This is a genomic window from Bradyrhizobium sp. USDA 4503 (assembly GCF_054055815.1).
The window spans coordinates 4,398,186-4,420,906 of record NZ_JBSRXS010000001.1 but is presented as its reverse complement, the minus strand read 5'-3'; the positions used below and the strand labels follow the sequence as shown (position 1 = coordinate 4,420,906).

The 22,721-nt window shown below is 60.9% G+C and carries 15 protein-coding genes; 8 read left to right on the top strand and 7 right to left on the bottom strand.

Annotated elements, in window-relative coordinates; all coding sequences use genetic code 11:
• Nucleotides 1-7: 7 nt before the first annotated feature.
• Together ACVMIH_RS21340 and ACVMIH_RS21335 are read right to left on the bottom strand one after the other, a co-directional pair.
• Nucleotides 8-2,218, bottom strand: a complete 2,211-nt coding sequence (locus tag ACVMIH_RS21340; RefSeq protein WP_456863258.1) for an NAD(P)-binding protein — start codon at nucleotides 2,216-2,218, stop codon at nucleotides 8-10.
• Complete coding sequence (locus tag ACVMIH_RS21335; protein WP_456863256.1) at nucleotides 2,215-6,102, bottom strand: AAA family ATPase; 3,888 nt, start codon at nucleotides 6,100-6,102, stop codon at nucleotides 2,215-2,217. Before ACVMIH_RS21335 ends, ACVMIH_RS21340 begins: the two co-directional genes overlap by 4 nt.
• Before the next feature lie 1,671 nt (nucleotides 6,103-7,773).
• On the opposite strand from ACVMIH_RS21335, the gene ACVMIH_RS21330 reads away from it, so the two are divergent.
• The 7 genes from ACVMIH_RS21330 to ACVMIH_RS21300 all read left to right on the top strand — a co-directional run bounded on the left by ACVMIH_RS21330 (nucleotide 7,774) and on the right by ACVMIH_RS21300 (nucleotide 14,933).
• The gene (locus ACVMIH_RS21330) at nucleotides 7,774-8,760 is read left to right on the top strand and encodes a transporter substrate-binding domain-containing protein (RefSeq protein WP_456863253.1); all 987 of its coding nucleotides are present in this window, start codon (nucleotides 7,774-7,776) and stop codon (nucleotides 8,758-8,760) included.
• Between the two features lie 434 nt (nucleotides 8,761-9,194).
• Nucleotides 9,195-9,485: a hypothetical protein gene (locus tag ACVMIH_RS21325; RefSeq protein ID WP_456863251.1), complete on the top strand. Its 291-nt coding sequence runs from the start codon at nucleotides 9,195-9,197 to the stop codon at nucleotides 9,483-9,485.
• Nucleotides 9,486-9,547: 62 nt separating this feature from the next.
• Nucleotides 9,548-10,486: a class I SAM-dependent methyltransferase gene (locus ACVMIH_RS21320; RefSeq protein WP_456863248.1), complete on the top strand. Its 939-nt coding sequence runs from the start codon at nucleotides 9,548-9,550 to the stop codon at nucleotides 10,484-10,486.
• A gap of 124 nt (nucleotides 10,487-10,610) precedes the next feature.
• Nucleotides 10,611-11,438 (top strand): ATP-binding cassette domain-containing protein, encoded by an 828-nt coding sequence (locus ACVMIH_RS21315; RefSeq protein WP_168855306.1) that lies wholly within the window; start codon nucleotides 10,611-10,613, stop codon nucleotides 11,436-11,438.
• Nucleotides 11,439-11,478: 40 nt separating this feature from the next.
• A complete protein-coding gene (locus ACVMIH_RS21310) occupies nucleotides 11,479-13,023 on the top strand; it encodes an ABC transporter permease/substrate-binding protein (protein WP_456856784.1) in 1,545 nt (514 codons plus the stop codon).
• 124 nt (nucleotides 13,024-13,147) lie between these two features.
• Nucleotides 13,148-13,462: a hypothetical protein gene (locus ACVMIH_RS21305; RefSeq protein ID WP_141340814.1), complete on the top strand. Its 315-nt coding sequence runs from the start codon at nucleotides 13,148-13,150 to the stop codon at nucleotides 13,460-13,462.
• Between the two features lie 1,255 nt (nucleotides 13,463-14,717).
• On the top strand, nucleotides 14,718-14,933 hold the full coding sequence (locus tag ACVMIH_RS21300; RefSeq protein ID WP_057017370.1) for a hypothetical protein: 216 nt from the start codon (nucleotides 14,718-14,720) through the stop codon (nucleotides 14,931-14,933).
• Between the two features lie 316 nt (nucleotides 14,934-15,249).
• Here the strand turns inward: ACVMIH_RS21300 and ACVMIH_RS21295 are convergent, their stop codons facing one another.
• The 5 genes from ACVMIH_RS21295 to dctP form a co-directional block, all read right to left on the bottom strand.
• Nucleotides 15,250-15,918 (bottom strand): outer membrane protein, encoded by a 669-nt coding sequence (locus ACVMIH_RS21295; protein WP_057017476.1) that lies wholly within the window; start codon nucleotides 15,916-15,918, stop codon nucleotides 15,250-15,252.
• Nucleotides 15,919-16,666: 748 nt separating this feature from the next.
• A complete protein-coding gene (locus ACVMIH_RS21290; RefSeq protein WP_456863246.1) occupies nucleotides 16,667-18,196 on the bottom strand; it encodes a class I adenylate-forming enzyme family protein in 1,530 nt (509 codons plus the stop codon).
• Between the two features lie 32 nt (nucleotides 18,197-18,228).
• A complete protein-coding gene (locus ACVMIH_RS21285; protein WP_456855346.1) occupies nucleotides 18,229-19,512 on the bottom strand; it encodes a TRAP transporter large permease in 1,284 nt (427 codons plus the stop codon).
• A gap of 107 nt (nucleotides 19,513-19,619) precedes the next feature.
• Nucleotides 19,620-20,123 (bottom strand): TRAP transporter small permease, encoded by a 504-nt coding sequence (locus ACVMIH_RS21280; protein ID WP_253589163.1) that lies wholly within the window; start codon nucleotides 20,121-20,123, stop codon nucleotides 19,620-19,622.
• A 9-nt stretch (nucleotides 20,124-20,132) separates the two neighbouring features.
• A complete protein-coding gene (gene dctP / locus ACVMIH_RS21275; RefSeq protein WP_168855309.1) occupies nucleotides 20,133-21,155 on the bottom strand; it encodes a TRAP transporter substrate-binding protein DctP in 1,023 nt (340 codons plus the stop codon).
• A 403-nt stretch (nucleotides 21,156-21,558) separates the two neighbouring features.
• Here dctP and ACVMIH_RS21270 point away from each other — a divergent pair, with 403 nt between their 5' ends.
• Nucleotides 21,559-22,719: an ABC transporter substrate-binding protein gene (locus ACVMIH_RS21270; RefSeq protein ID WP_253625491.1), complete on the top strand. Its 1,161-nt coding sequence runs from the start codon at nucleotides 21,559-21,561 to the stop codon at nucleotides 22,717-22,719.
• Nucleotides 22,720-22,721 lie beyond the last annotated feature (2 nt).

Sequence of the window (22,721 nt, the reverse complement as noted above, 5' to 3'; positions counted from 1 at the left end):
CCGATCCTCATTCAGCGGGGGCGGGCGCGCAGCTGCGCATAACATCACAGAGAGACACAAATTGTCGGGTAGCGTGAAGGAAACGCTCGCCGGGAATTTCGAGCTCTGCGCCGGTGATCGCGCGCGCCGCCTGCATTCCCGAGATCACGGCTGTTTCAACGCATTCGGTGTTGAAGCCGGTGTCGATCCAGGTTCCGGCGAGGTACAGGTGCTTGAAGCCGGACTCGTCGGTCTTCAGGCGCCAGGCGCTGGTGCCGGCCGCGGTCGCGACACAGCAGTCCCAGGGACTGATATTGGCTTTGACGTGCTGCGCCCTGATCCGGCGATAGCCGTGGCGATCCTGATCGTCGTAAAGCACGGTCCAGTCAAACGCACCATTCGTCATCACCTTCGGCCAGATGAATTTGGCTTTGTGCTCGAGCCAATCCAGCGTCTTGAGATAGGCGAGCAGATTTGCCATCTCCTGGGCATGCCGGCTTGTCTGCGGCGCTGCGTACAATTTCGAAGGGAAGACGTCACAGAGGTAGTGAAGCGAGTAGGGAGGGTCGCGGCGCTCATACCGCAGGAGCTGGAACATGTCCGCCCAGATGTCGAGAGGATTGGGGCCTGACACCAGCGCGGGCTTTTGTCCGGACCAGCCGAGGCCGGCAAGCGAGCGCGTGCTCCAGAGCTGAACTGCGATGCTGGGCACCAGGCGAAGCTTTGCCGCCATATTCCAGAAGCCGGTGCTGTAGTTGTAAAGGTCGTCGAACGGCTCGTGCATTGCTTCAATAGCAGACAGGCCTGGTCCGGGCGGTCGCTCGACACTTTTGTTGCCCGTGAACTTCTTGAAAGCGCCGAGCGGTATCGCCAGGACGACATCGTCGAAATCGTCGACGCGTGTCTTTACGTCGGTGCCGACCCGCTCGTTGCACCAGAACGATTCAAAATCAACGCAGCCGTTCGGGGGCACGTCGAGGTGAAGCCAGTCGGGTTGGCTGCTCCAGCCGAACAGTCCATCGCCAATCGGCACGGTCCATTCATAGCCGGACTTCGGTATCGCCTGCACGTCAAAGTGCAGTGAATCGACAGATCGCCCATCCGACGAGACCCTGATGTCGGTCAGTTTGTGAAAGAACCGAAACTCGACGTCTCGCTGCTTGAGTATCTCGAACAGGGGAGCGACGATCACTTCGCCTGCACCGGCCTGCAGCTCCCACGCCACGGCTCCTTGATAGGTTCCGAGTGCTCGAAGCAGGACCTGGACCGCGGTTCCTGCGCCGTAGCTCGCGTTGGCGATGTCTCCGTCCGGATACTGAAACATCGTGTCGTAGAGCGCTCTCACCATTGGCGACTGCTTGACCAGTGAGGGCTCGGCGCCATGACGAACCAACCAGCGGCGAAAGTCCTCGCCGTCCATCTGCTGGATGGATCGTTGCTCAATCACGATGTCGTCGAAAATGCCGTCCACCAGCGGCCACGCTAGTCGCAAGGCCTGGTCGAACAAGTGACCGGCTGCGGTATTCGCAAAGGTCATATGACAACTGGCGCCGGCAGCGCCCTGAAGCACCCGGCGGACTAATTCCATGTCCGCGGGGCCAAACGAGATCATGTCTTCGTCGAGATGCAACAGCCATGCCGAGGCAATCTCCAGACAGGTTCTTGCCGTCACCACACCGAGTAGTCTTGAGGGGGGAAACCGCGGGTCGTCGCGCATTTTTATCGTTTCGATCGAAACTTCGTCGAGCTTGACGATCGGCGAGTCTGACCCGATCGCATAGTCGTGGAAGTTGATCAACAGCCCTATCGCGTGCGACAGACAATTGGCGATGCTGAGGTCAGCCGGTTCTCTGCCGGGTATACCGACTTTCTTCGATGTCGGGAAGTTGACGTCATACACGGTCGGCTTGGCCCCATCGGGATCGCCGATCGGCGTGTAACCCTGTGGGAGAATCAAAGTGTTCAAATCGACTTTCGCTCCCTTCCGCGGCAAGTCTCGGTAAACTTCGGCCAACATCTGGAAAGCGTTCAGGTAGTGGCCGAACCAGATATGCAGGCCATGCTCGATGTTGCGGCCCTGCGCATCGCGCCCGCTGGCGCACTTGCCTCCGAGCCGCCATCCCAGCTGATAGACCGTGACGTGATATTGCTTGCGCAATTCCGATGTAAGGCTGAGCTGATAGGCGGCGGAAAGTCCCGCCATTCCGCCGCCCACGATGATGATGCGGCGCTGGCTCAAGCCTGTCTCCATTGCGACGACGGCGATGGATGGACACGTTTCAGTTCGGCGAGCTCCTTGGCGGCGCCGAGGCGTTCAAAGATGTCGGCCGCCTGCCGCAGGCGAGACTCACGCTCAGGATCGCTCGCGCTGGTCGCAAGGCCGATTCGATAGATCGCCTGCGCCTGCTCGCGGGGGGTTTGCAGCAGCTCGGCCACTTCGGCGGCGCGCTTCCAATTCTCGAGCGCCCGCGCCGGTTGACTGGTCAGGAACCACAATCGGCCGTTCATTAACAGACTGTAGAGACGGCAGATCGGCGATGTTCGAGCCAGCCGCGAAAGCTCCCGGCACGCCAGCTTCGCCTGGCTTTGAATGTTCGAAGAGACCGCGCCGGAAGCTTGCTCCCAATGGCTCAGTAAGACATCGGCGATTCCTGCCGGCCCGAAGGCATATCCGCCCCACACAACGCCGCATTCGCGCAGGATTGGAAGTCCCCGTTCCGCAAGCTCAAGGGCGACCGCGGCCTCGCCGCGCTCGAGATAGCCGGCCGCGGCCACGCCCGTGCAAAGCAATTGTTCGGTGCGGATCAACCGCTGGCCCGCCAGCGCTTTCAGTTTGTCGAGGCATCCGGTATCGGCCCCGCCCCGGGTGATGTCGATCAATGCCCGTAAGGAAAGACTCCAAGCGCGGATCTGCGGCGGGGAATCGTCGGAGAGTTCCGCGAACAGCTTGGCAAGCCGCTCGTCGGCGAGCGAAATATATCCCCGCAACAGCGCGATGAAGATCAACATCGTCTCGCTGTTCTGCGCACGCTTTCGGTCTCCCAGGCGCTCGTAACAACGTCTTGCATGCTCGCCATGCGCCTCGGCATTATCCCATTCGGCGAGGCCATAAGAGAGAACGCCGAGCACGAGTCGGACCCGCGCGATCTCGGGCAGCGAGCCGTAACCTTCCGCAAGTTGGATCGCGCGCGCCGCGTAGCTGCGGCCGATCCCCACCATGCCGGACATCCCCATTCCGAGCGCCAGCGCGCTGTATCCTCGAATCGTCTCCGGGGTCGCGCCGCATTTTTCGGCCAGGTTCAACGACGCCAGCGTTCCGTTGAGCACGGCCAGCGAGTCATTCTGGTAGAAATACTGCTCCGACAGAAATTCGTGCATATGAGCGACGCGCTGCATGTCGGACCTGTCCTGCTCAGCCAGGGCCACTTGTTTCGACGAAGTATACCGTAACCTCAACTGGGTTGCGGCGTTGCGAACAAGCGCGCCGATTCGTTCGGTCTTGCTCGCCGGAAGACGATGACCAAGCAACTCCATCGCGCGGTGGTAGTGGTTGGCGGAGCTCTCGTAGTCCGACAATTCGTGACAAGCGTCACCGAGGATGACCTCCCAAGCCGCTTTGCGGCTGCGTCCGATCTGGATTGCTTCGCGCTGCGTGAGATCGAATAGCTTCTCCACGTAACGGATCGCTTCGCGATTTGCCGAGTTGTTGCGCGACTGTTGCGCCGCAAGCTCGAGGTAAGTGATCGCCCGCAACGGCTCGCCGCCAAGCTCGAGATGCCTTGCCAGGCGCGCATAATTCGGTTGCAGCTCCTCGGCGTGATGCTGCTCGATGAAGCCGGCAATCCGCCGATGGAGGGTTTTTCGCTGCGCAAAAGACAAGACATGATAGGCAACCTCCATCGTTATGGAGTGCCTAAACACAAAGGAAAGTGGCCGCGTCTCGCGATCGAGTTGCAGGAAGTCGAAGTCGATCAATCGGCGGATGCATTCCGCCTTGGTGGCAGCGGACAACTCCGGGACGATTTGATCCAGCAACTCGGAGGAGAAGGCGTCGCCGACCGCGCTGGCGGCCTTGAGCACCAGCTGGTCGTCGAGCGATAGCAGGTCGATCCGGCTGACGATTGCGCGTTCAACGCTGGTCGAGAGCGAGATACTGGAATCGGCGAGGCTCTGTTCATCGAACGAACATATCCCCCGCGTAACCTGAATCTTTCCAGTGTCCCTGAGCGCGAGCGCGAGCTCCTCGCTGAAGAACGGATTTCCGCTGGCATGACCGTAGACATATCGCACCAGTTCCGGCGGAACCTCGGACGATCTCAGGCGCCGCTTCACCAGCAGCCGCACGTCGTCGCGCGACAGCCGGTCGAGCCGCAGCTGCAGCGATGAGGCGAGTTCGACGGCAAGACGCTGCTCTGCGATCGCTGTCGTCTGGGTCCGCTGAGTAACCACGATCAGGAAGTCCGAAAGCCGGCGCGCGACGGCGCCAAGCAGTTCGATCGAGGGGCCGTCGAACCAGTGGACGTCCTCCATCAGGAGGATGCGAACGCTCGATCGGCGAAGGATGAAGATCACGAGTTCTTCGATCGCGCTCGCGCGAGCCGAGCCGACGATCTGTTCAGTGAAGGCGAATTCGGAAAATCCCAGTGGAATGACTTCTTCGAGCAGCGGAAGCCAATTCAGCAGCGACTCGTTTTCGAGCAGCGCTTCCGACAATTCGCGTCGAACCCGCGGTCCGTCGCCCGGTCCTTCAAACTGCAAGATCTGCCGCAATACGGCGCGCCACACGAAATAGGGCGTCGATCTTTCGATCGCCGTGGCATTTGCAACCAGGACGGCGTGATTGTCGGCCTGCGCCGATCCGATGAAGTCTTCGAGTAGGCGCGATTTTCCGATGCCGGCTTCGCCTGCAATGAGGACGAGCTTACCGGTTCCCGTCTTCAGACCGTCGAGACAGCTCCTGAGCATCGCGGTTTCGCTGACGCGGTCGATGATGGTGCGCCGGGGTGGAGCATGGAAATCGTCGGTCACTGCCGCCGGACTGAACGCCAACATCGATGCGCCCGTCCCCTTGACCTGGAGATGTGGCAGCAGATTGAACACGATCCTGCGCCCGACGGCCTGGGCCGTCGTGGCGTCGCAGACGATGTCGCCCTGTGCGGCCTCGGCGAAATGCGCGGCCACATTGATGGCCTGCCCAAAAATCCCGAACGTCCTTTGATGGAGGCCGCCATAATTGCTGCAGAACAGGCGGCCGGTCGCCAGGCCGACAGAAATCGGAATGGCCTTCGCTTCCAGCTGGCGACGGAGGCGCAGACACGCCTCGACTGCCCTGAAGGGATCGTCTTCGTGGGCAAGCGGAGCCAATCCGAAGACGAGCGTAAGAGTCAAGCCCTTGTCGTCCATCAGGACCTGATGAACGGTTCCCTCGAGCCGTTCGGCGATTTGCTGGACGTCAACGACGAAGGCCTGCAGTCTCGTCAGGAAATCATCATCGAAATTGAAATCGGGGAGGCCGACCCGCGCCACTGTGAGCGTGCGAAACTCGCCGACCCAGTCGCTGGCATCGGCCTTGCCCGTGTGGCTTCCGAAGATGGTGCGGTCTATCGGTGCGACGGCATCAGGCGAGTTCATTCCAAGGAGCCGTGCTCCATAGGGCATGGGCTCGAGTTCGCACGAGCCCGTCAACAGCCGCGCGGCGTTTGCACACAACGCGATGTCGCCGATCGCGGCCTTCTGATAGGCGAGGCCGATGCTGTAAAAGGGTTCTCCGGCTGCAACATAGTGCCATTTGTCCTGCCAGCCGCCGAGCCTGCAGAAGAACACTTCGCCGGTTTCCACCGCCGTGCGCGCACTGATTGCTTCTCGGCCCGGCCCGGCGGTCATGGCCTGTCGCAGCGCAAGGCCGCAGCGCACGGCCTGCGCGGTAGCGACGGCAGCGTCCGGATCGACCCAAATCGCGAGAATGGCGTCACCGGCGAAAGCGACGATGTCGCCTCCCTCGGAATCAATCACGTCGGCCAGTATCGCAAAGCAATCGTTGATGAAATAGGTAAGGCTTTCAGCGCCGTCGCCGGCAGCGCGGTCGGTCTTCGCTGTGAAGCCGGCAATGTCGATAAGCAGCACTGCCGCGGTCCGGGCGTCCGCGCGGGGGTTGTTTGACCACTCTTGAGACCGGAGGCGTGCATTCACCCATTTTGGCGTGTGGGCGGCTTGCTCCCTCGCGACAGCTCCGGCAGGCATTGCAGGACCTCGGCTCAATGGAGCCGGAATGGAACCCTGTCTTGGAGAGAAAATCAACAAACCTGCGGTTCTCGGACCGCCGGAGACCGTCAGCGGTCTTGTCCAATGTCTAAAATGCCTTTTATCACTTCGGCCGCATCCGGGCTGTGGGGTGGTTCACAATGATCGTCAAACTTCGGGTCCGTTCGTGATCCGGAAAGAACGCGACCACAGGCGATGACCTTGTCACTCACACGCATGTCGACGTGCACATGACGGGCCGGCCGAGCCGTGCGCATGAGGCGGCGCGAACGCGCGCCAAAGGACCGTCACTGGCTCTCTTGGCTTTCGACACCTTGCTTTCGTTCCAGTCTTCATGAGGCTGCGCCTTCTGAACAAGCTCGACTTCCAAATTGAGGCTCAACCTATTGAAAACACTGGGCCGGGAAATAACGGGGCGATCCCGGCAGGAGGGATATCCCAAGCAAATTCAATGGCATGGACTTGATAACCCCGCCAATGCCGCCATTGCCTAGCGTTTTCGTTGCGGTGGCTACCGTGTTCGTCGCTGAAAGGGATATCAGCGCGAACAAAACGGATTAGCCGTTCTGCCCGTCGCGGGGTGCTGCCCGACTGCAGGGATTGGATGGTTTTCAGTGCTGTGGGTTGACCAGGATCGGCTTACTGGTCGGGACGGCTAGCCCGTGTCCGTGGGCCGTTCGAACGTCTCGATACTTGCCGAGATTTGCGGAAATCTCCCTTGCGACGGGCGACCGTGAAGGTCACCGACGCTCCCCGACCTCTCCCGACTGGCGGGTCGCAGGCGATACATTCTCGAACCGGTGCGCTTGCCAGCCTATGCTCAAGCCGAGCTGTGCTGCCGCCATCACCGCAGCCCGGGCCAAGATCCCACCGTAGGTGGGGTAGGCTAGCCGCGACGTTCAGCCGCTTCGTGTCTGCGACCCAACCCACCGCCACAACCGCAAGCGAGGCTTCAGCATCCAACCGGGCTCCATTCTTCGTAAAGACCACGCGCACGCCAGCGGGTGTCTTCGCGAACGCCTCGATGGTGCCGAAACTCTCGTATCCTGAGCGTTATGGTGTCATTTGTCGCTGCCTCGCAGCTCATGCCGATGCTTGCGATTTTGTTGAATCGAGAGAAGCGATGCCGTCACCCGCAACGTCGACAATCGAGCGTCTGCGTTGTGAAATTCAACCTGAGGTTAGTTAGCCCTCCGGACATGGCCGAAGACTCCTTCGCCTTTGTTTTGACGGACAGGCGTGTGACGAATGCTGCCAAGAGAGTAGCGAAGCTCCGGCCGGCAATCCCGGTATGCATCGAGGTGAGCAATGAGTTCATTCGAGGCTTTCCCGTCAGCTCTGCACGACCGCCACTTGGGGGACGTGTCGTGTGAGATGGCTGCCCACAGCGCCAGGCGGGGAGATCCAATCTCGCAACGCAAGCGGACGTCGATTCGACCGGTCTGGTTATGCATCCTGGCGCTGGCGGTGGCCGCGTTCGGCTGCGGCGCCCTTCACGCCCAAGCTGCCGCGGCCCCTGACAGGGAATTAGTCGTGGCGACCAAGCAGGCCCCTCCATTTGCCATCAAGCAGCCGGATGGGAGTTGGAGCGGTATGAGCATCGCGCTCTGGAAAAGGATCGCCGATCAGGCACACCTACGTTTTCGCCTGGTCGAAACCCAGAGCGTGCCGGATTTGCTGGACGGCGTCGCAAACGGCAGATTCGATGTTGGCGTCGCGGCGGTTACAGTGACTGCCGAGCGTGCGCGCGAAGTCGATTTTACGCAGCCGTTCTACAACACCGGGCTCGGCGTTGCGGTGCCGGTCAACGAAAACCCCTGGGTCGCGATCGGGCGGGCGCTTCTCTCTTTCGGATTCTTCCAGGCCGTCGCGGTGCTGCTTGGTTTCGCAATGGCGGTCGGATTCCTGATCTGGATGCTGGAACGGCGCAAAACGGAGCACTTCGGTGGCGGCGCCAAGGGACTCGGCTCCAGCTTCTGGTGGTCGACCATCGCCATGACGCAAGCCGGGGCCGCTCAGAATGCGCCGACAACACTCCCCGGCAGGATCGTGGCAATGGGATGGATGATCGCTTCCGTGATCGCGATTGCGGTGTTCACCGCCGGTGTCACCTCCACCCTTACGCGCAGAGGGCTCGAGGGCGCCGTTCACGGCTTCAACGACCTGCGTTCCGTGCGCGTCGGCGCTGTCGCGAACTCCGCGACGACCGACTACCTCGCTCGTCAGCGGCTTTCGTTTCGAACGTTTCCGGACATCCAAGGCGGCCTCTCCGCGCTGGGGCGTGGGACAATCGATGCCTTTGTTCATGACAAGCCGTTGCTGACCTGGATGGTTCGCAGCGACTTCTCGGCCTCGGCTCGCGTCGTCGATACCAGCTTCAGCAGCGAGAGCTATGCGATCGTACTGCCCAAAGACAGCGCCTTGCGGCCGATGCTCGATCTCGCCGTACTCGATCAAATCGAAGGTGATTGGTGGCAGCAGACGGTGTTCGAGACGCTTGGAAACGCTCAATCTCGCTGACGATACTGTGCGAGGAGCCCGGTCCGTTCAGTGCTGTCAGGGCCTCATCGTTGCAGCGGAACCGACAAAGTTCCGAACATCGGCCTCGCGAGCGATGCAAACCGTCAATAGCCCTGTGCGTATGCGCGAGTTGCTGTTCCACCAAATCAGCTTCAAGCTTGGTTCATCCTCGGCGTGGCGGCTTGGCGCATTTTCTAACATGGCCCCCAAACCACGTGCGTGAGTTGCCGTTGCCGAGGAACTGCTCCAGCGCGCCTTGTCCGTAGACCGAGTTCGATCCATCGGCCAACTACGCGGGCCAATCATTCCCATCTGAGCGGCCTTCCTATTGGCGCGGTCTCAACCTGTTGTCGGCAACTGTGCTGGCGCGAGTGCGTTCCATGCTTCTGCGAGATGTTCTCCGGTGCCGCGACTGGCGCCACCGGGCACGCAACGTGAGCGTGATTTCCCAACCGTCGCGTCCGTGCCTGACCAGCATTGTCGACCATCGGGGCCGGCTGCCGCACGCTTTGATTCGTGCAGCACCAGAGTTGATCCTTTTCTCTGCCGGAGCGATTGGCATTTTCGACATCATCCTGACCGCACATCAAGCCGCCCCAACAGGCGATGGTCTCGAAAAGGAGGCCGCGTTACACGCGCGCGCACATCAGTGCGCAGCGCAGTTCCACGAAGCGAGGTTGAAAAAAAGCGCAATGGGTTTGTGCGTCGATCAATCTCTGCAATAGGGCATCAAGCACTTGAACGCAGCAGCCGTCGAGTGGCTTGCAAGTTGAAATAGGAGACCGGGTTGCAAACACATTTTTCGCGCATCAATCAGTCCAAGGCCGTCTTCGATGATATTTATGCCCTGGATGATCCCAGGGCATATTTCTCTGTCCTCGGAGATTTGGATTACATGATCCCGGACGTGGCCGAGCCGGTTGTGCGCCAAATTCTGGCAGCGAAGGTTTCGGAAACCGGCGTCAAGCCGACCGTGCTTGATGTTGGCTGTTCATACGGAATCAACGCAGCGGTGCATCGGTTTCCACTGACTTTCGGGGGCTTGCGCCATCGCTACGCCCGGCGCGAGATGAGGGCGATCGGTTCTGAGACATTGGTGCGTCTCGATCGCAATTTTTATGCGGCTTGGCCGGATGTCGGTCTCGCGCGATTTATCGGTCTCGATGTATCGGCGCCGGCGATTAGGTATGCAATGGGTGTTGGTCTGCTTGAGCAGGGCATTGTCGCAGATCTTGAAACGGAGGCGCTCTCGACCGACAGCGCGCATCTTGTCCGATCCGCTGATGTCATCATGTCGACGGGGTGCATCGGCTACGTCACCGAGAAGACGTTCAGCAAGATTCTCGATGCGACGGAGAAGCGTCCATGGATCATTTCGTTCGTGCTACGAATGTTCCCGTTCGAATCTCTAGCCGCGACGTTCGCGAAGCGTGGTCTTGTGACAGAGCGTCTTGCCGGCGCGACTTTTATCCAGCGTCGTTTTCGCGATGCTGAAGAGTTTGAAAGTTGCTTGGCAAGCCTGGCGGCTCTTGGCATCGATGCTACCGGTCTTGAGTCGGAAGGGCTGTTTCACGCCGACCTGATGTTGTCCCGCCCTGAGGCGGATGCGCACGCCGCTCCCCTGGAAGACATTGTCACTGTTGCCAGCGGCAGGGGGCGTCCGATCGGACCGCGTTATGTCCATGTTGAGGGCGACGACGGCCTGCAGGTCGCGTTGGAGCCGTGACGGGCTCGCCTTCCGAAGATGGGCGTGGGTGTGACCCAGGGACCTGCGCATCCAAGCGGATCATGCCCTGACTCCCGCTTGGTCATTTTCTGCCAGTTCTGCAGTCTACAGGGAGGCCCTGTTCATGACAGCTTCGCCGATTTCGAATCCGTCCAATTCCGTGCCGTATATCGAGATCGATGCTGTATCGAAATCCTACGATGGGGGACGGAGCGTTGCTGTTTCCAACGTATCGCTCGACGTACAGCAGGGGTCACTGGTCGCGCTCGTGGGCGGCTCGGGATCCGGCAAGACCACGCTGCTGAAGACCATCAATCGACTGGTCGATCCTGACGTTGGAGAAGTCAGGATCGACGGAGTGCCTGTAAGCAAAGCCGAACCGCCGATGCTGCGGCGGAGCATCGGCTATGTCTTTCAGGGGATCGGTTTGTTTCCACACATGCGCGTTGCCGACAACATTGCCGTGACACTCAAATTGCGTGGCTGGCAGGCGAACGAGATCGAATCGCGGGTAGCCGAGATGCTGGATATGGTGGACTTGCCGCAGGATTACGCCAGCCGCTTTCCGCACATGCTGTCCGGAGGTCAGCGCCAACGGGTTGGCGTCGCGCGTGCAATCGCCGCCCGACCGCGCATTGTTCTGATGGACGAGCCGCTGGGTGCGCTCGATCCTGTCACCCGCGACAGCCTGGGTTCTTCCTACCGCGAGTTGCACGACCGGTTCGGCATGACGACCCTGATGGTGACCCATGACATCCAGGAAGCTGCGCTGATGGCTGATCGAATCGTCGTCATGAAGAACGGCCGCGTACTCGCCGACGATACGCCGCATACTCTGATGATGGGCTCTGGTTCTGACGATCCGGACGTGACCGCCTTGATGGAAGTGCCGCGACGTCAAGCGGAACGCATCGCCGCGCTTGCGACCAAGAACGGACCTGCTCGTGCCTGATGCCGGCGCAGAGCTGCTTTCCAGTGCCCGATTAGACGCGTTGTTCGACGCCTGGCGCCTGCTTCCCACCTATCTCACACCACATATTGTACTTTGCGCCACGGCGCTGGCGCTTGGACTGCTCGTCAGCCTGCCGCTGGCTGCCCTCGCAGCGGAACGACCATGGCTACGCAGGCTGGTGCTTGCCATCGCCAGCTTGATCCAGACCATACCGGGACTTGCGTTGCTCGCACTGTTCTATCCATTGCTCCTTGCGCTCTCGACATTGACGGCACGGCTCTTCGGCTTCGGCATCCCCGCACTGGGATTCCTGCCGACGCTGATCGCATTGACGCTCTATGCGATGCTTCCGATCTTGCGCAACAGTGTGGTTGGTTTGAATGGCGTCAGTCCAGCTATCGTCGAAGCGGCAGAAGGCGTTGGTATGACGCCTCAGCAGATTCTGACGCGCGTCAAGGCGCCGCTCGCCACGCCCGTCATCATGGCCGGGGTGCGGACTGCAGCCGTATGGACGATTGGAGCAGCCACGCTTTCCACGCCCGTCGGCCAAACCAGCCTTGGCAATTACATTTTTACGGGGTTGCAAACCGAGAACTGGGTTTCCGTGCTGTTCGGCTGCATCGCCGCGGCCGGGCTTGCTCTGATCACTGACTTCTGTCTCGGTCTTGTGGAGACAGGGGCGTCTGAACGCAGCAGGAAGCGTGTGTTGTTCGGCATCGCCGGGCTTGCTCTCGGCACGCTCGCCGGTTTCGCGCCGCTGCTCTCGAACGAAGCAGAAACCTATGTCATCGGCGCGAAGAGCTTCTCCGAACAGTTCATTCTGGCGGACCTGGTGGGTGACCGGCTGAAGGCTGAAGGAGTCGGCGTAACGCGCAAGGATGGGCTCGGTTCGGCTATCGCCTTTCGCGCGCTGGCTCACAATGACATTGATGCTTACGTCGATTACTCCGGCACGCTCTGGCGCAACGTTATCGGTCGCACTGACATGCCACCGCGCGAGGAGATGCAGGCGGAGATCGTCCGCTGGATGAAAGCGGAGCAGGGCGTCACGGTACTCGGTGCGCTTGGTTTCGAAAATGCTTACGTTCTCGTGATGAAACGGGAGAGAGCGCAGGCGCTAAACGTCAGGTCGATTGCCGATCTTGCTCGTGTTGCACCTCAACTCACCATCGGCGATGACCTTGAGTTCTTGGGCCGACCGGAATGGCGCTCGCTTAAGGATGCCTATGGTCTGTCGTTCAGAACGCGACGCTCGTTCAATCCAACGATCATGTATCACGCTCTCGAGGCCGGCGAGGCCGACGTCGTCTCCGCGTTCTCCAGCGACGGGCGTATCGCGGCGCTTGATCTGCTCGTACTGGCTGACCCGAAGCATGCGATACCTTCCTATGATGCGCTGATCCTCATCTCGCCAAAGCGTGCCGCCGATGCGCGGCTGAAGCGAGCACTTGTTCCGCTTGTCGGCTCGGTGCCCGTTGAGGCGATGCGCGCCGCTAACCTCATGGTCGACGGTGATACGGACAAGGCTTCTCCGGCAGAGGCGGCGCGAGCCCTGGCAAAGGCCGTGCATTTGCAGTCGCGATAAATACGAGAACACGACCAGGGGCGTTCTCGTTCGAGGTTCGACCATCGCCGATGAGTCGTGCTCAAGGTCCCGGACGAAATTGCGCGTCACGCAATGAACGATCACTTCGGCAGCGTGATTCATAATGAAGCCACGAATCGTTGTCACGAATGTGCAACCGTATTTGGGGATGACAATGCGGGCAAAAAGAGTGGAAAGGGCGGTTGGTTCCAACCAATCGCTACTCGAGCTGCTCCAGGCAGAACTTGCAGCCTTCAATTCGCAAATCGAAGCGGTTGAAAAGACGCGGGCAGAAACGCAATCGATCGATGAGTTGAGAGAGTGTGCGATCCGCGCGTGTCGACGGATTGACGAGATTCGTTCCATCGTTGCTGCCGAACAGTCGAACGACGCGCCCAACAGCGCAACTCGTGAATCTCCGTCTACGGTTGCTCGTTGAAGCATGTTCGAGACGCTGTTTTAAGTATCGCCGGCCGCGTGGTCCGTCTCTCGGATTCCTGAGCGGTAGACGCGATCAAGGCGTTCGCCAAACGGGGGCGGCGATGCTCCGTTCGCTCGTCTGCGGCGGTCGTCCTGAAGGCGAGGACGAATCTCGACTTGCGTCATGCGCTTGGGCACCAGCCCTAACCAAAATCGTCCCTTAGATCCCGACAGCCGCGCGTGTCGCCATCAGCCAACTTCCGGGTGTAGCGCGATCAGCAAGATCGCCACCGCGACCACTGCGAGCCAGCATTCAGCGGCGATGATGGCCCATTCGGTGCCTGTTCGATTTTTCATTGGCGCCACCTTTTTCGACGGCTCCGACGTGAGTCTGAGGGGCTTCAACGTCGAAGCTGTCTTCGCCAGTGCTTCGGCCTATCCGAGTTTGATGCGCTGTGGGGCTCGGCTGATCGAATGACGATCAGATCACACTCGGCCTTGGATGGAAGTGCACTTTGTGCCAACGCAACTGGTTCCGCTGTCCTGCTTGTATCATGGTTCATGCACAACGCAGGTCGTCCTATCGTGCGGCACCCAATTGTGTTGCCGCCAGTGCATTCCAAGCCAGGCCGAAGCTCAGTCCGATGGCGACACTTGATCCGCGTTAAGCGCAAGCCTGATTTCCCATCCGCGTCCATGCTGGCGTGAGATCAAAACCGCGGACGACCCAAATCCGCGCACGTCGCGTTTCCATTCGCGCAGCATTAGAATCAATTCCTTCTCTTCCGCGCTCACTTCTATTCTCGACATCGCCATCACCGCGCATCAAGCCACCCAACCGGCAAAGCTATTGAGCGCCGCAACGCCGCGTCAACACGCGCGCGTGCATATCCGACAATGGCACTTCACGGCTGTCGCCCATCTCGCAAGCTCCGCTGACACAAGCGACGGCCCCGACGTGCTGTCTGAGGGCCGCGCCGGAGCCGTCTTTGCCAGTATTTTCGGATTGGCCGAGCCGATGCGCGTGCTCGGTCGATCCGATGTGCACAATGAGATCACAACCGCTTCGTGATGGGATGTGCAGTCCGTGCCAACAGCACCGGTTCCATGGTCACGATTGCATCATAATCAATCAACAACCAAAACACCCACGTGTGTTGCTGTTCCATCGAATGCGTTTCACTTTGCATTCTCCTCGGCGGTGGTGGGCGACTCATGATCCAGCACTGGACTCGCAAAGTGTGTCGGCTAGCACTCGCCGGGGAACGGAGGCCATGATGAAACGCTGCGACCGCAAGCGCTCCGACATGACGCCGTGCGTGATTACCGACGGCGCGGATGCCTATAGCTTCGAGAGCGATCAGGACACTCAGCCGATCTGCGTTGGCTGCGGTCGCAGTCCGCAAGTTACAGGCGTGGCGCCACCCGCCGATTGGGCTGAGCAGGTTGCCGACTATCTGAAGGCCGTGCAGATCAGGCATCGGCGCTGAAGCTTCGCAGCGCGCGGCGCCCACGCGGCAAATCCGACCGGCCTGTCCAAATAACCAGCCCCGGCCGAACCGCTCGCAACGGGCCTCCTGTTCGCAATCCATCAGCCCGATGAGCGTTAGCTGCCATCGTCCCTTGGAGGTCAGTTCCATGACGCATTGAGCGTCGTGCGTCATGTCGTCACGGATCAGCCCGTCAACGTGCGTCAATCGACCGCGCTAGAGGCTTCCAATCCGGGAGAAACCACCGTTTCAACGAAAAAGCTCCGGGCCTTTGTTTGGCCCGGAGCTCTCATGTCGCTTGGAGTTAAGCGAGCGATCAGTACCTGGCGACGGCCGGGCCGCCCAGGTTGAACCTGTAGTTCAAGCCCGCCTTGATGGTGTGCTGGTCGTTGCGGAAGCTGCCGATAAAGCCGAGAGAATCGGACACGTTGACGGTGCCGAAGTCATAGTACTGATATTCGAGCTTGCCCGACCAGTTCTGGGTAAACATGTATTCGAGACCGGCACCGACGGTGTAGCCGTCACGGCCGCCGTCGCCGCCGAAGCCGTTCGAGAAGCGCGTGTCAGCCCAGGCATAGCCGCCCTTGACGTAAAGCAGCGCCGGACCCCAAGTGTAGCCGAGGCGGCCGGTTACCGAACCGAGGCCACGATTAGCGAAGCTCGAACTGGTATCCAGAAAACTATAGTTGGCTTCAAGACCCAGCACCCAGCTCGGCGCGAACTGGTAATCATAGCCAGCCTGCACGCCGCCCATGAACACACCGTCGTTGCCACCGCCGAAGCCGGGGGCGAGGACGTTGTCGTTGCCACCGAACGCACCACCGACGTGACCACCGATGTAGAACCCGGTCCAGTTGTAGATCGGGGTCGGAGCAACATAGGGCGGAGCCTTGGTGTAGGGCTGCGGCGCGAGATCAGCCGCGGAAGCGGGCGCGACCGCGCCGAGCGCGATCATGCTGGCGGTGACAAGCAGAATTTTCTTCATCTTTTTCATTCCAACTTTCTTGTACTAGCCCAGCCCCAAGTTCTTCGCCTATCAGACACGTGCGGAATTGCTGTAACTTGGCTGCAACAGGCGGCGCCAAACGGGGGCTGCTAACGACAAAGGCGAGGGACGCTTGGCGTTAGGCGAGCTTGGAACTTTCGTGACGCGGATTATGCATTGCAGATCACGTCCCGGCGCAACGCGTCGGTGGATAGATGACTGTCTTCGCATGGAACTGGGGCGAGCTCGAAGACGACCGAGAGCGAAGCGCGGGCCTGCAGCGCTTGTCGAGCCAAAAGGAAGAGTCACTATCGGGCTTCTGTCCCTTAGCGGAACGAAGTGGGAGGCCCCGACGCATACCAGCCCCGCGCCGCGGTCCGTTTGCGTGCGCGCAACACCCCGCCCGATATCTCTGACAGATTGATCCAGCGATAATGCAGGGCAGCGTCCCGATGATGGGAGTCCTGAACCAGGCTGTGTCAATCACCGGAGAGGATGTCGCAGCAGACTCGTCCAATGAGCCACGAAATAAGGCCAAGGGCTGCGATCACGACTCCAACTATTGGGGCAAACGCCACGTAATGGCGATAGGTCGTCGATTGGGGCGCTACGTAAGCCTTCTCGTTCGCTGGACGGTGCCGTTCTCGTGAAAACGGCGTGCTGTGCGTTCGGCCGAAGTAAAGTGCCCGTAATGCGGCCACATTCTCTGCGCTTGCAACGCGAACTCGGCTTCGTCGCTCGCGCTGAACTAGGAGCGCTTTTCGAGCCGCGGCCGCGGCCCTTCGGTGATGCGGAACCGGGACAGCACGTCGGTGCGAATGGCGCCGCGGAGGATCTTGCCGATTCCGTTGCGCGGCAATTCGTCGAGGGCAATCAGCAGGCGCGGACGCTTGTAGTCGGTCATGTTCGGCACCACGCGATTGATGCGCTCCTCCCAGCCTGGTGCGGGATTTTCCACCGCTGCAAGAATGACCTCGCCCCAATAGTCCGAGGGAATGCCGACCACCGCGACTTCCGATGGCTGCAGCGCCGGCGCAAGCAACCGTTCGACCTCTTCCGGCGCTACTTTGTAGCCGCCCGACTTGATGACGTCGGCGCTACGGCCGGTGAGGTGCAGCCGACCGCGTGCATCGAGATAGCCGAGATCGCCGGTTTCGTGGAATTCATTCGATGCCAATCGGACGAAACCCTCGGCGGTGCGATATCCGGCCATCAGATGTTGCGCGCGGATCAGGACTTCGCCGCCATCGCCCATGGCGGCCGGCCGGCCGTCCTCGCCGCGGATGACGATTTCAACACCGGGAGCGGGCCAGCCGACGCAGGCGTCCTCGCCTCCGGATGCATACCAGGACTCGGTCTCCTCGGCTTCGAGCACCGTGATCGGATTGAACACCTCGCTCTTGCCATAGGTGACCCGCACCACGGGGCCGAACATCTCCTCGACGCGCGCGTAGAGCGTGGGCTTCAGCACCGCCGTGCCGCAGAAGATCGTGCGCAGCGACGAGAACTGGCGCGTGCCCGCGGCAGCCACGATCTTTGCCAGCACGGTCGGCGGCGCAAACATGGCATCGCATGCGCCGCGTGCGAGGATATCAAGCACGCGCGGCGGGTCGACGCCGTCGAGCAGTGTCACGGCCGCACCCGACGACAGATAGGCATGCGTCATCAACGAGGAGCCGTGCGAGAATGGCGTCATCAGCAGGACGTTGCTGCCGGCACCCGGGCGGAACGGCAGGTTCGCCCGCAGCAATATGTTGGCCGTCCAGCGGCCGATCTGGCTGTGAACCGCGCCTTTCGGGCGTCCGGTGGTACCAGAGGTAAAGACGATACGCGCCGGCGCGTCGCCGTCGACCTGCGGAAAGGCGGCCGGATCCAACGCGGTCCGTTCGATGCTTTCGACCTCGATGATGATCGGACCGCCGGCGGCCTTTTCGGTCGCGAGGGCCGCGCCGGTGATCAACAGACGAACGTTGGAGACCGCGAGGCAGTAAGCGCGTTCGTCGCTGCTCAGCGCAGGGTTGATCGGGACTTCGACGGCGCCCGCCAGCATGACGCCGAAAGTGGCCGCAACGGCGTCGGCGCTGTTGCGGAACAATGTAGCCACGGCATCTGTCGGCTCGATCCCGGCCTGCATCAGGGCATCCGCAACGCCGGCGGCTTTGGCGAACAACTCCGCATAGGACGTCGTGCCGGCGGCGTCGACGACAGCCGGCCTGTTGCCGTAGCGGAGCGCGAGCGTGGAGAATTCGCCGGCCCAATGGATTGATTTCGATGACATGCTCGAGCTCTCCGTCGAGACGATCCGCGTTGCTAGCCCGCGCCATAGACCAGATTGGGCAGCCAGAGCGAAAGCTGTGGGACATAGGTGATGATTGCAAGGCACAGCAGCAGCAGGCCGAGGAACGGCAGAACGCCGCGCACCACTTCGGTGACCGGCGCAGTCGAAATCGTGGCCAGCACGTAGAGGTTCAGTCCGACCGGGGGATGAACCAGCGCGATCTCCATGTTGTGGGTGAAGACGATCGCGAAATGGACGGGATCGATTCCGAGCGGTTTCAGCGCAGGCGCAAGGATCGGCATTACCACCAGCAGCGTGGCGGCGACCTCGAGAAAGCATCCGAGCACGAGCAGCAGCACGTTGATCGCGAGCAGGAATTGCCAGGGATGAAGCTGGTTGTCGAGCGTGAACTTCACCAGCGAGGCCGGGATGCCCGAGTCCGTCATCCAGTGGCCGAACGCCAAAGCGGTCGCGACGATGATCATGATCGTCGCGGCGCTCTTGATTGCCTCGGCGATCACCTCGAGCGTCTGGCTGACCTTAAAGCCGCGATAGAAGAACAGGCTGACGAGAAGAGCCACCGTGGCCGAGACCGCGGCTGCTTCGGTGACCGTCATCAGGCCGCCGTAGATTCCGACCATCACGATGAAAGGCACGCACAGCGCGGGCAGGGCATTGAGGCTCATCCGCACCAGTTCGGCGCGAGGCACGGACGGTTCGCACGGCAGCTCGTATTTGTGCGAGTAGTAGAACACCCAGCCGAAGAACATCGCTGCCTGCAGCAGCCCGGGAAGGATGCCGGCCAGGAACAGGCGCGGCACGGACTGCTCTGCGATCAGCCCGTAAAGAATCAGCGACAGGCTGGGTGGAATCACGATGCCGATCGTGCCGGAAGCGCCGACCACGCCAAGCGCAAAATGACGCGGATAGCCGCGCTCGATCATCGCCGGCACCAGAATGGTGCCCATGGCGAGCGCAGTCGCAACTGAGGAGCCGCAGATCGCGGCAAACAAGGTACATGACACCACCGTCACGAGACCGAGTGCGCCCCGCAATCGTCCGAACCAGGCGATCGCGACATCGACCAGCGCCTTGGCGACGCCGCCGCGCCGCATGAACGCGGCGGCCATCACGAACAGCGGCAAGGCCATCAGTGTGCTGGAGTTCATTTCATCGGCGATCTTCTGCGCGATCGCCACCAGAGGCTGGTCGCTGAAGCCGAACAGGACCGCCGCGCAGAGACCCAACACCAGAAAGATCGGCATTCCCGCGCAGAGCAGCCCGAAGAACATCAGCAGGAAAAGCATCGTCCACATCGTGTCGGTCTCGTTGTTGCTGGACCTGAAGCGTCCCGATGCGGGACCACGACGGTCAGTTTGCCGATGGCAGATCGGTCATCAAGACGGCTGACGTCGTCGATCGCTCAGTGATCGTGAACGGCGATGACCATGGTGGCGGGATCGAAGCGGAATACGAGCAAATAAAGCTTGATGACGTAGCGCAACAGCATCAGCACGGCGCCGGTCAGGATGGCCGAGTAGTAGATCCACATCGGGAATTCGAGGCCCGTGATGCTGCGCTCGTCGAGGCTGCGGGCGACATCCGCAACCTGGAAGCCGCAATAGGCCAGGCCGCCACAAAACAAGATCGCGACACAGCAGTTGAATGCCTCGACCCATCTTTGCCCTTGCGGCGGCAACAGTCGCAGCACGACGTCGGGCCTGACATGGCCATCGGTCCGGACCAACTGGCTCGACGCCAGAAACACCGCCCAGACCGTCAGATAGACCACTACCTCCTCGCCATTGATGAAGGCGAAGTTCTTGTTCACGTAGCGACCGATGACCTGAGCGGTCCCGACCGTCAGCGCGGCGGCACCAAGAACTCCTATCAACAGGAGTTCAAGCCCGTTCCAGATCTTCATCATGGGTGGCAATCAATGGCCGACGGTCGTTACATCCGCCTGCACCTGCAGCAGCAAGGCGGGCGAAATCCGCAACTCCTTCGCGATGCCGTCCTGCAAAGGCAGCATCTTGGCGCGGACCGCAGCGAGCGCGCTCTCGGACGGCGAAACGAACACGATGCCGTTCTTTTCCAGCGTGTGGCGCGCCTCGGTCTGAGCTTCTTCCATACTCTTGCGGTAGGCCTGGATGTTCTCCTGCCAGAGGTCGACGACCAGCTTCTGGAGATCCGGCGGCAGCTTCTTGTAGAAGCTCTCGCTGATCATCGGCACGTAGAACCCGACGAATTCGCGATCCGCAAATCCATATTTCACGCCGGATTCCCAGAGCTTTGCGCTGGCAAGGCTTTCATCGGTCGAGCTCAGCCCGTCGAACGTGCCTTGCGAGAGCGCCAGCGGAACGTCCGGCCAGGCTGTGACGTTCGGTGTTGCATTGAAGAACTTGGCTCGCGCCGATTGTCCGGCACCGCCGGAGTTGCGGATCTTCATGCCGGCCTGATCGGCGAAGTCGCGGATCGCCTTGTTGGTGCTGTAGGTGTTTTGATATCCGAGCTGCAGCCAGGGGCCGAGCAATTTGACATCGAGCTTGCTCTCGAATTGCTTGTTGATGATCTCGCCGATCTTGCCGTCGGCAGCAGCATAGACCACCGGGTAGGGCTGCCCGAAAAATGCCGGCAGCTGGAAGACGTCTGCATCGGGGACGAAGCCGGTCAGCACCCAGGTGCCGGGGATCGCCATCTCGACGGCGCCCTGACGAAGCGCCTTCACCACGTCGCGGTCGCGAAACAACTGGCCGCTGTGGAACAGCTCGGTCGTGATCCGGCCGCCGGATTTTTCCTGCAGCTTCTTCAGGTAGTCGGCGGCAGACAATGTCCGTCCGTGTGTCGCCGACGTGTCCACCGAAGCCCGCAGCTTGAACTGAGGTTCGGCTGCTAGCGCTCCCTGGCTGCACTGAATCGCAAGCACGGAAAGCACGGCCGTCACGGCGCCCCGCATCATCGAGTTTCTCCCCTTGGCCGTCATCTTCTGTCCGCGACGGGTCACGGAAGCTAACGGGCAGGCTAGGTTGATTCAAGTGGAACGTTTCATTTCATAGGTGTGTCAGTAGCGGTGCGTCGTTTGGAGTTTCTGATGGATCATTCGATCGACAGGGTAAAGTGCTGTTATTATTCATGTTTATTGCATGTCCAGAACGGTGGCTCATCTCAAGCATAGCTGATCTGCCCTATTTTTCATGAAACGTTTCATTGACAAGGCGACCTCCGCGCGCCTAGCGTCCCGGCGCCGAGCGATATCGCGGCCCCGGGGCGAACGCTTCGGGTTTCCACGCAACAAGTGGACGGCGCATGAGCCGCAACAAATTACGGGGGGAGTGATGAGCACTACGCGGAGAAATCTGCTGTTGTCTGGCATCGCCGTCGGCGCTGCGCTGGCCAGTTCGAATGTCTCGGTGATGGCGGCGGGACAGGAATTGACGCTCGGCGTCGTCGGCGTTCTGTCGGGTCCCGCTGCGCAATGGGGCCTCGCGCTGCGCGGCGCGGTCGAACTCGTCGCCGCCGAGGCCAACCGGGACGGCCTAATCAAGGTCGACGGGGCGCCATGCAAGGTCAACGTCGTTGCCATCGACAGCAAATACACGGCCGAAGGCGCCGCCGCTGCAGCCAACACGTTGGCAGGGCAGGGCGTTAAATTCATCATCGGCCCGATCGGCTCGCCCGAGCTCACCGGCGTGAAGCCGATCGCCAAGCGCAATTCGATGCTGGTGATGGGCAACGGCTACGCCAAGGATGCGCTGTCGCCGCAGTTGCCACTGGTGTTCCACATGGGGCCGGGTCCTTCGGGCTGGGCCGAGCCGATCATCAAGATCGCCAAGCAGAAGTTCGGCATGAAGAGCGTGGTGCTGGTCGCGCCGAACGACCAGGGTGGCACGGATATCGCGAGCGTCGACGCCGACGCATACAAGAGAACCGGCATCACCGCTTCCGAAGAATATTATCAGCGTGGCACCACCAATTTCGCGCCGATCGTGACCCGGATCATGAACGCGAAGCCCGACGCCGTCGATCTCGCTTCATCGCCCCCTGGCGACGCCGGCATCATCGTGAAGCAATTGCGTCAGGCTGGCTTTGAGGGACCGATCGGACGTCTCGGCGGTCCGGGATACACCGAAATCTCCCGCGTCGCCGGTGGCGACGAGGTGCTGAAGGACTTCTATTGGTACGAGCCGGTTCTCATCGACGAGAAAGTGCAAATGATCGCCGACGAGTACAAGAAGCTGCTCGGTGCCGAGCGGCCGGAAAACAATCTGTTCTTTCAGTGGGTCTCCGCCGCCCGCATGGTAACCAAAGCCATCGCCAAGGCCGGTACCATCTCGGACACGGCCAAGGTTGCCGAGGCCCTGCGATCGTTGCCGGTTGAGGATCCCAATATCGGTCCCGGTCACTGGATCGGGCAGGATTTCTTCGGCATCAACCAGGAACTGTCGTTCCCGTTCGGTGTCGGACTCGTGGAAAAAGGCAAGCTGCAACCGACCATCAGGGTCGAAGCGGCCGGCGGCAAGTAGCG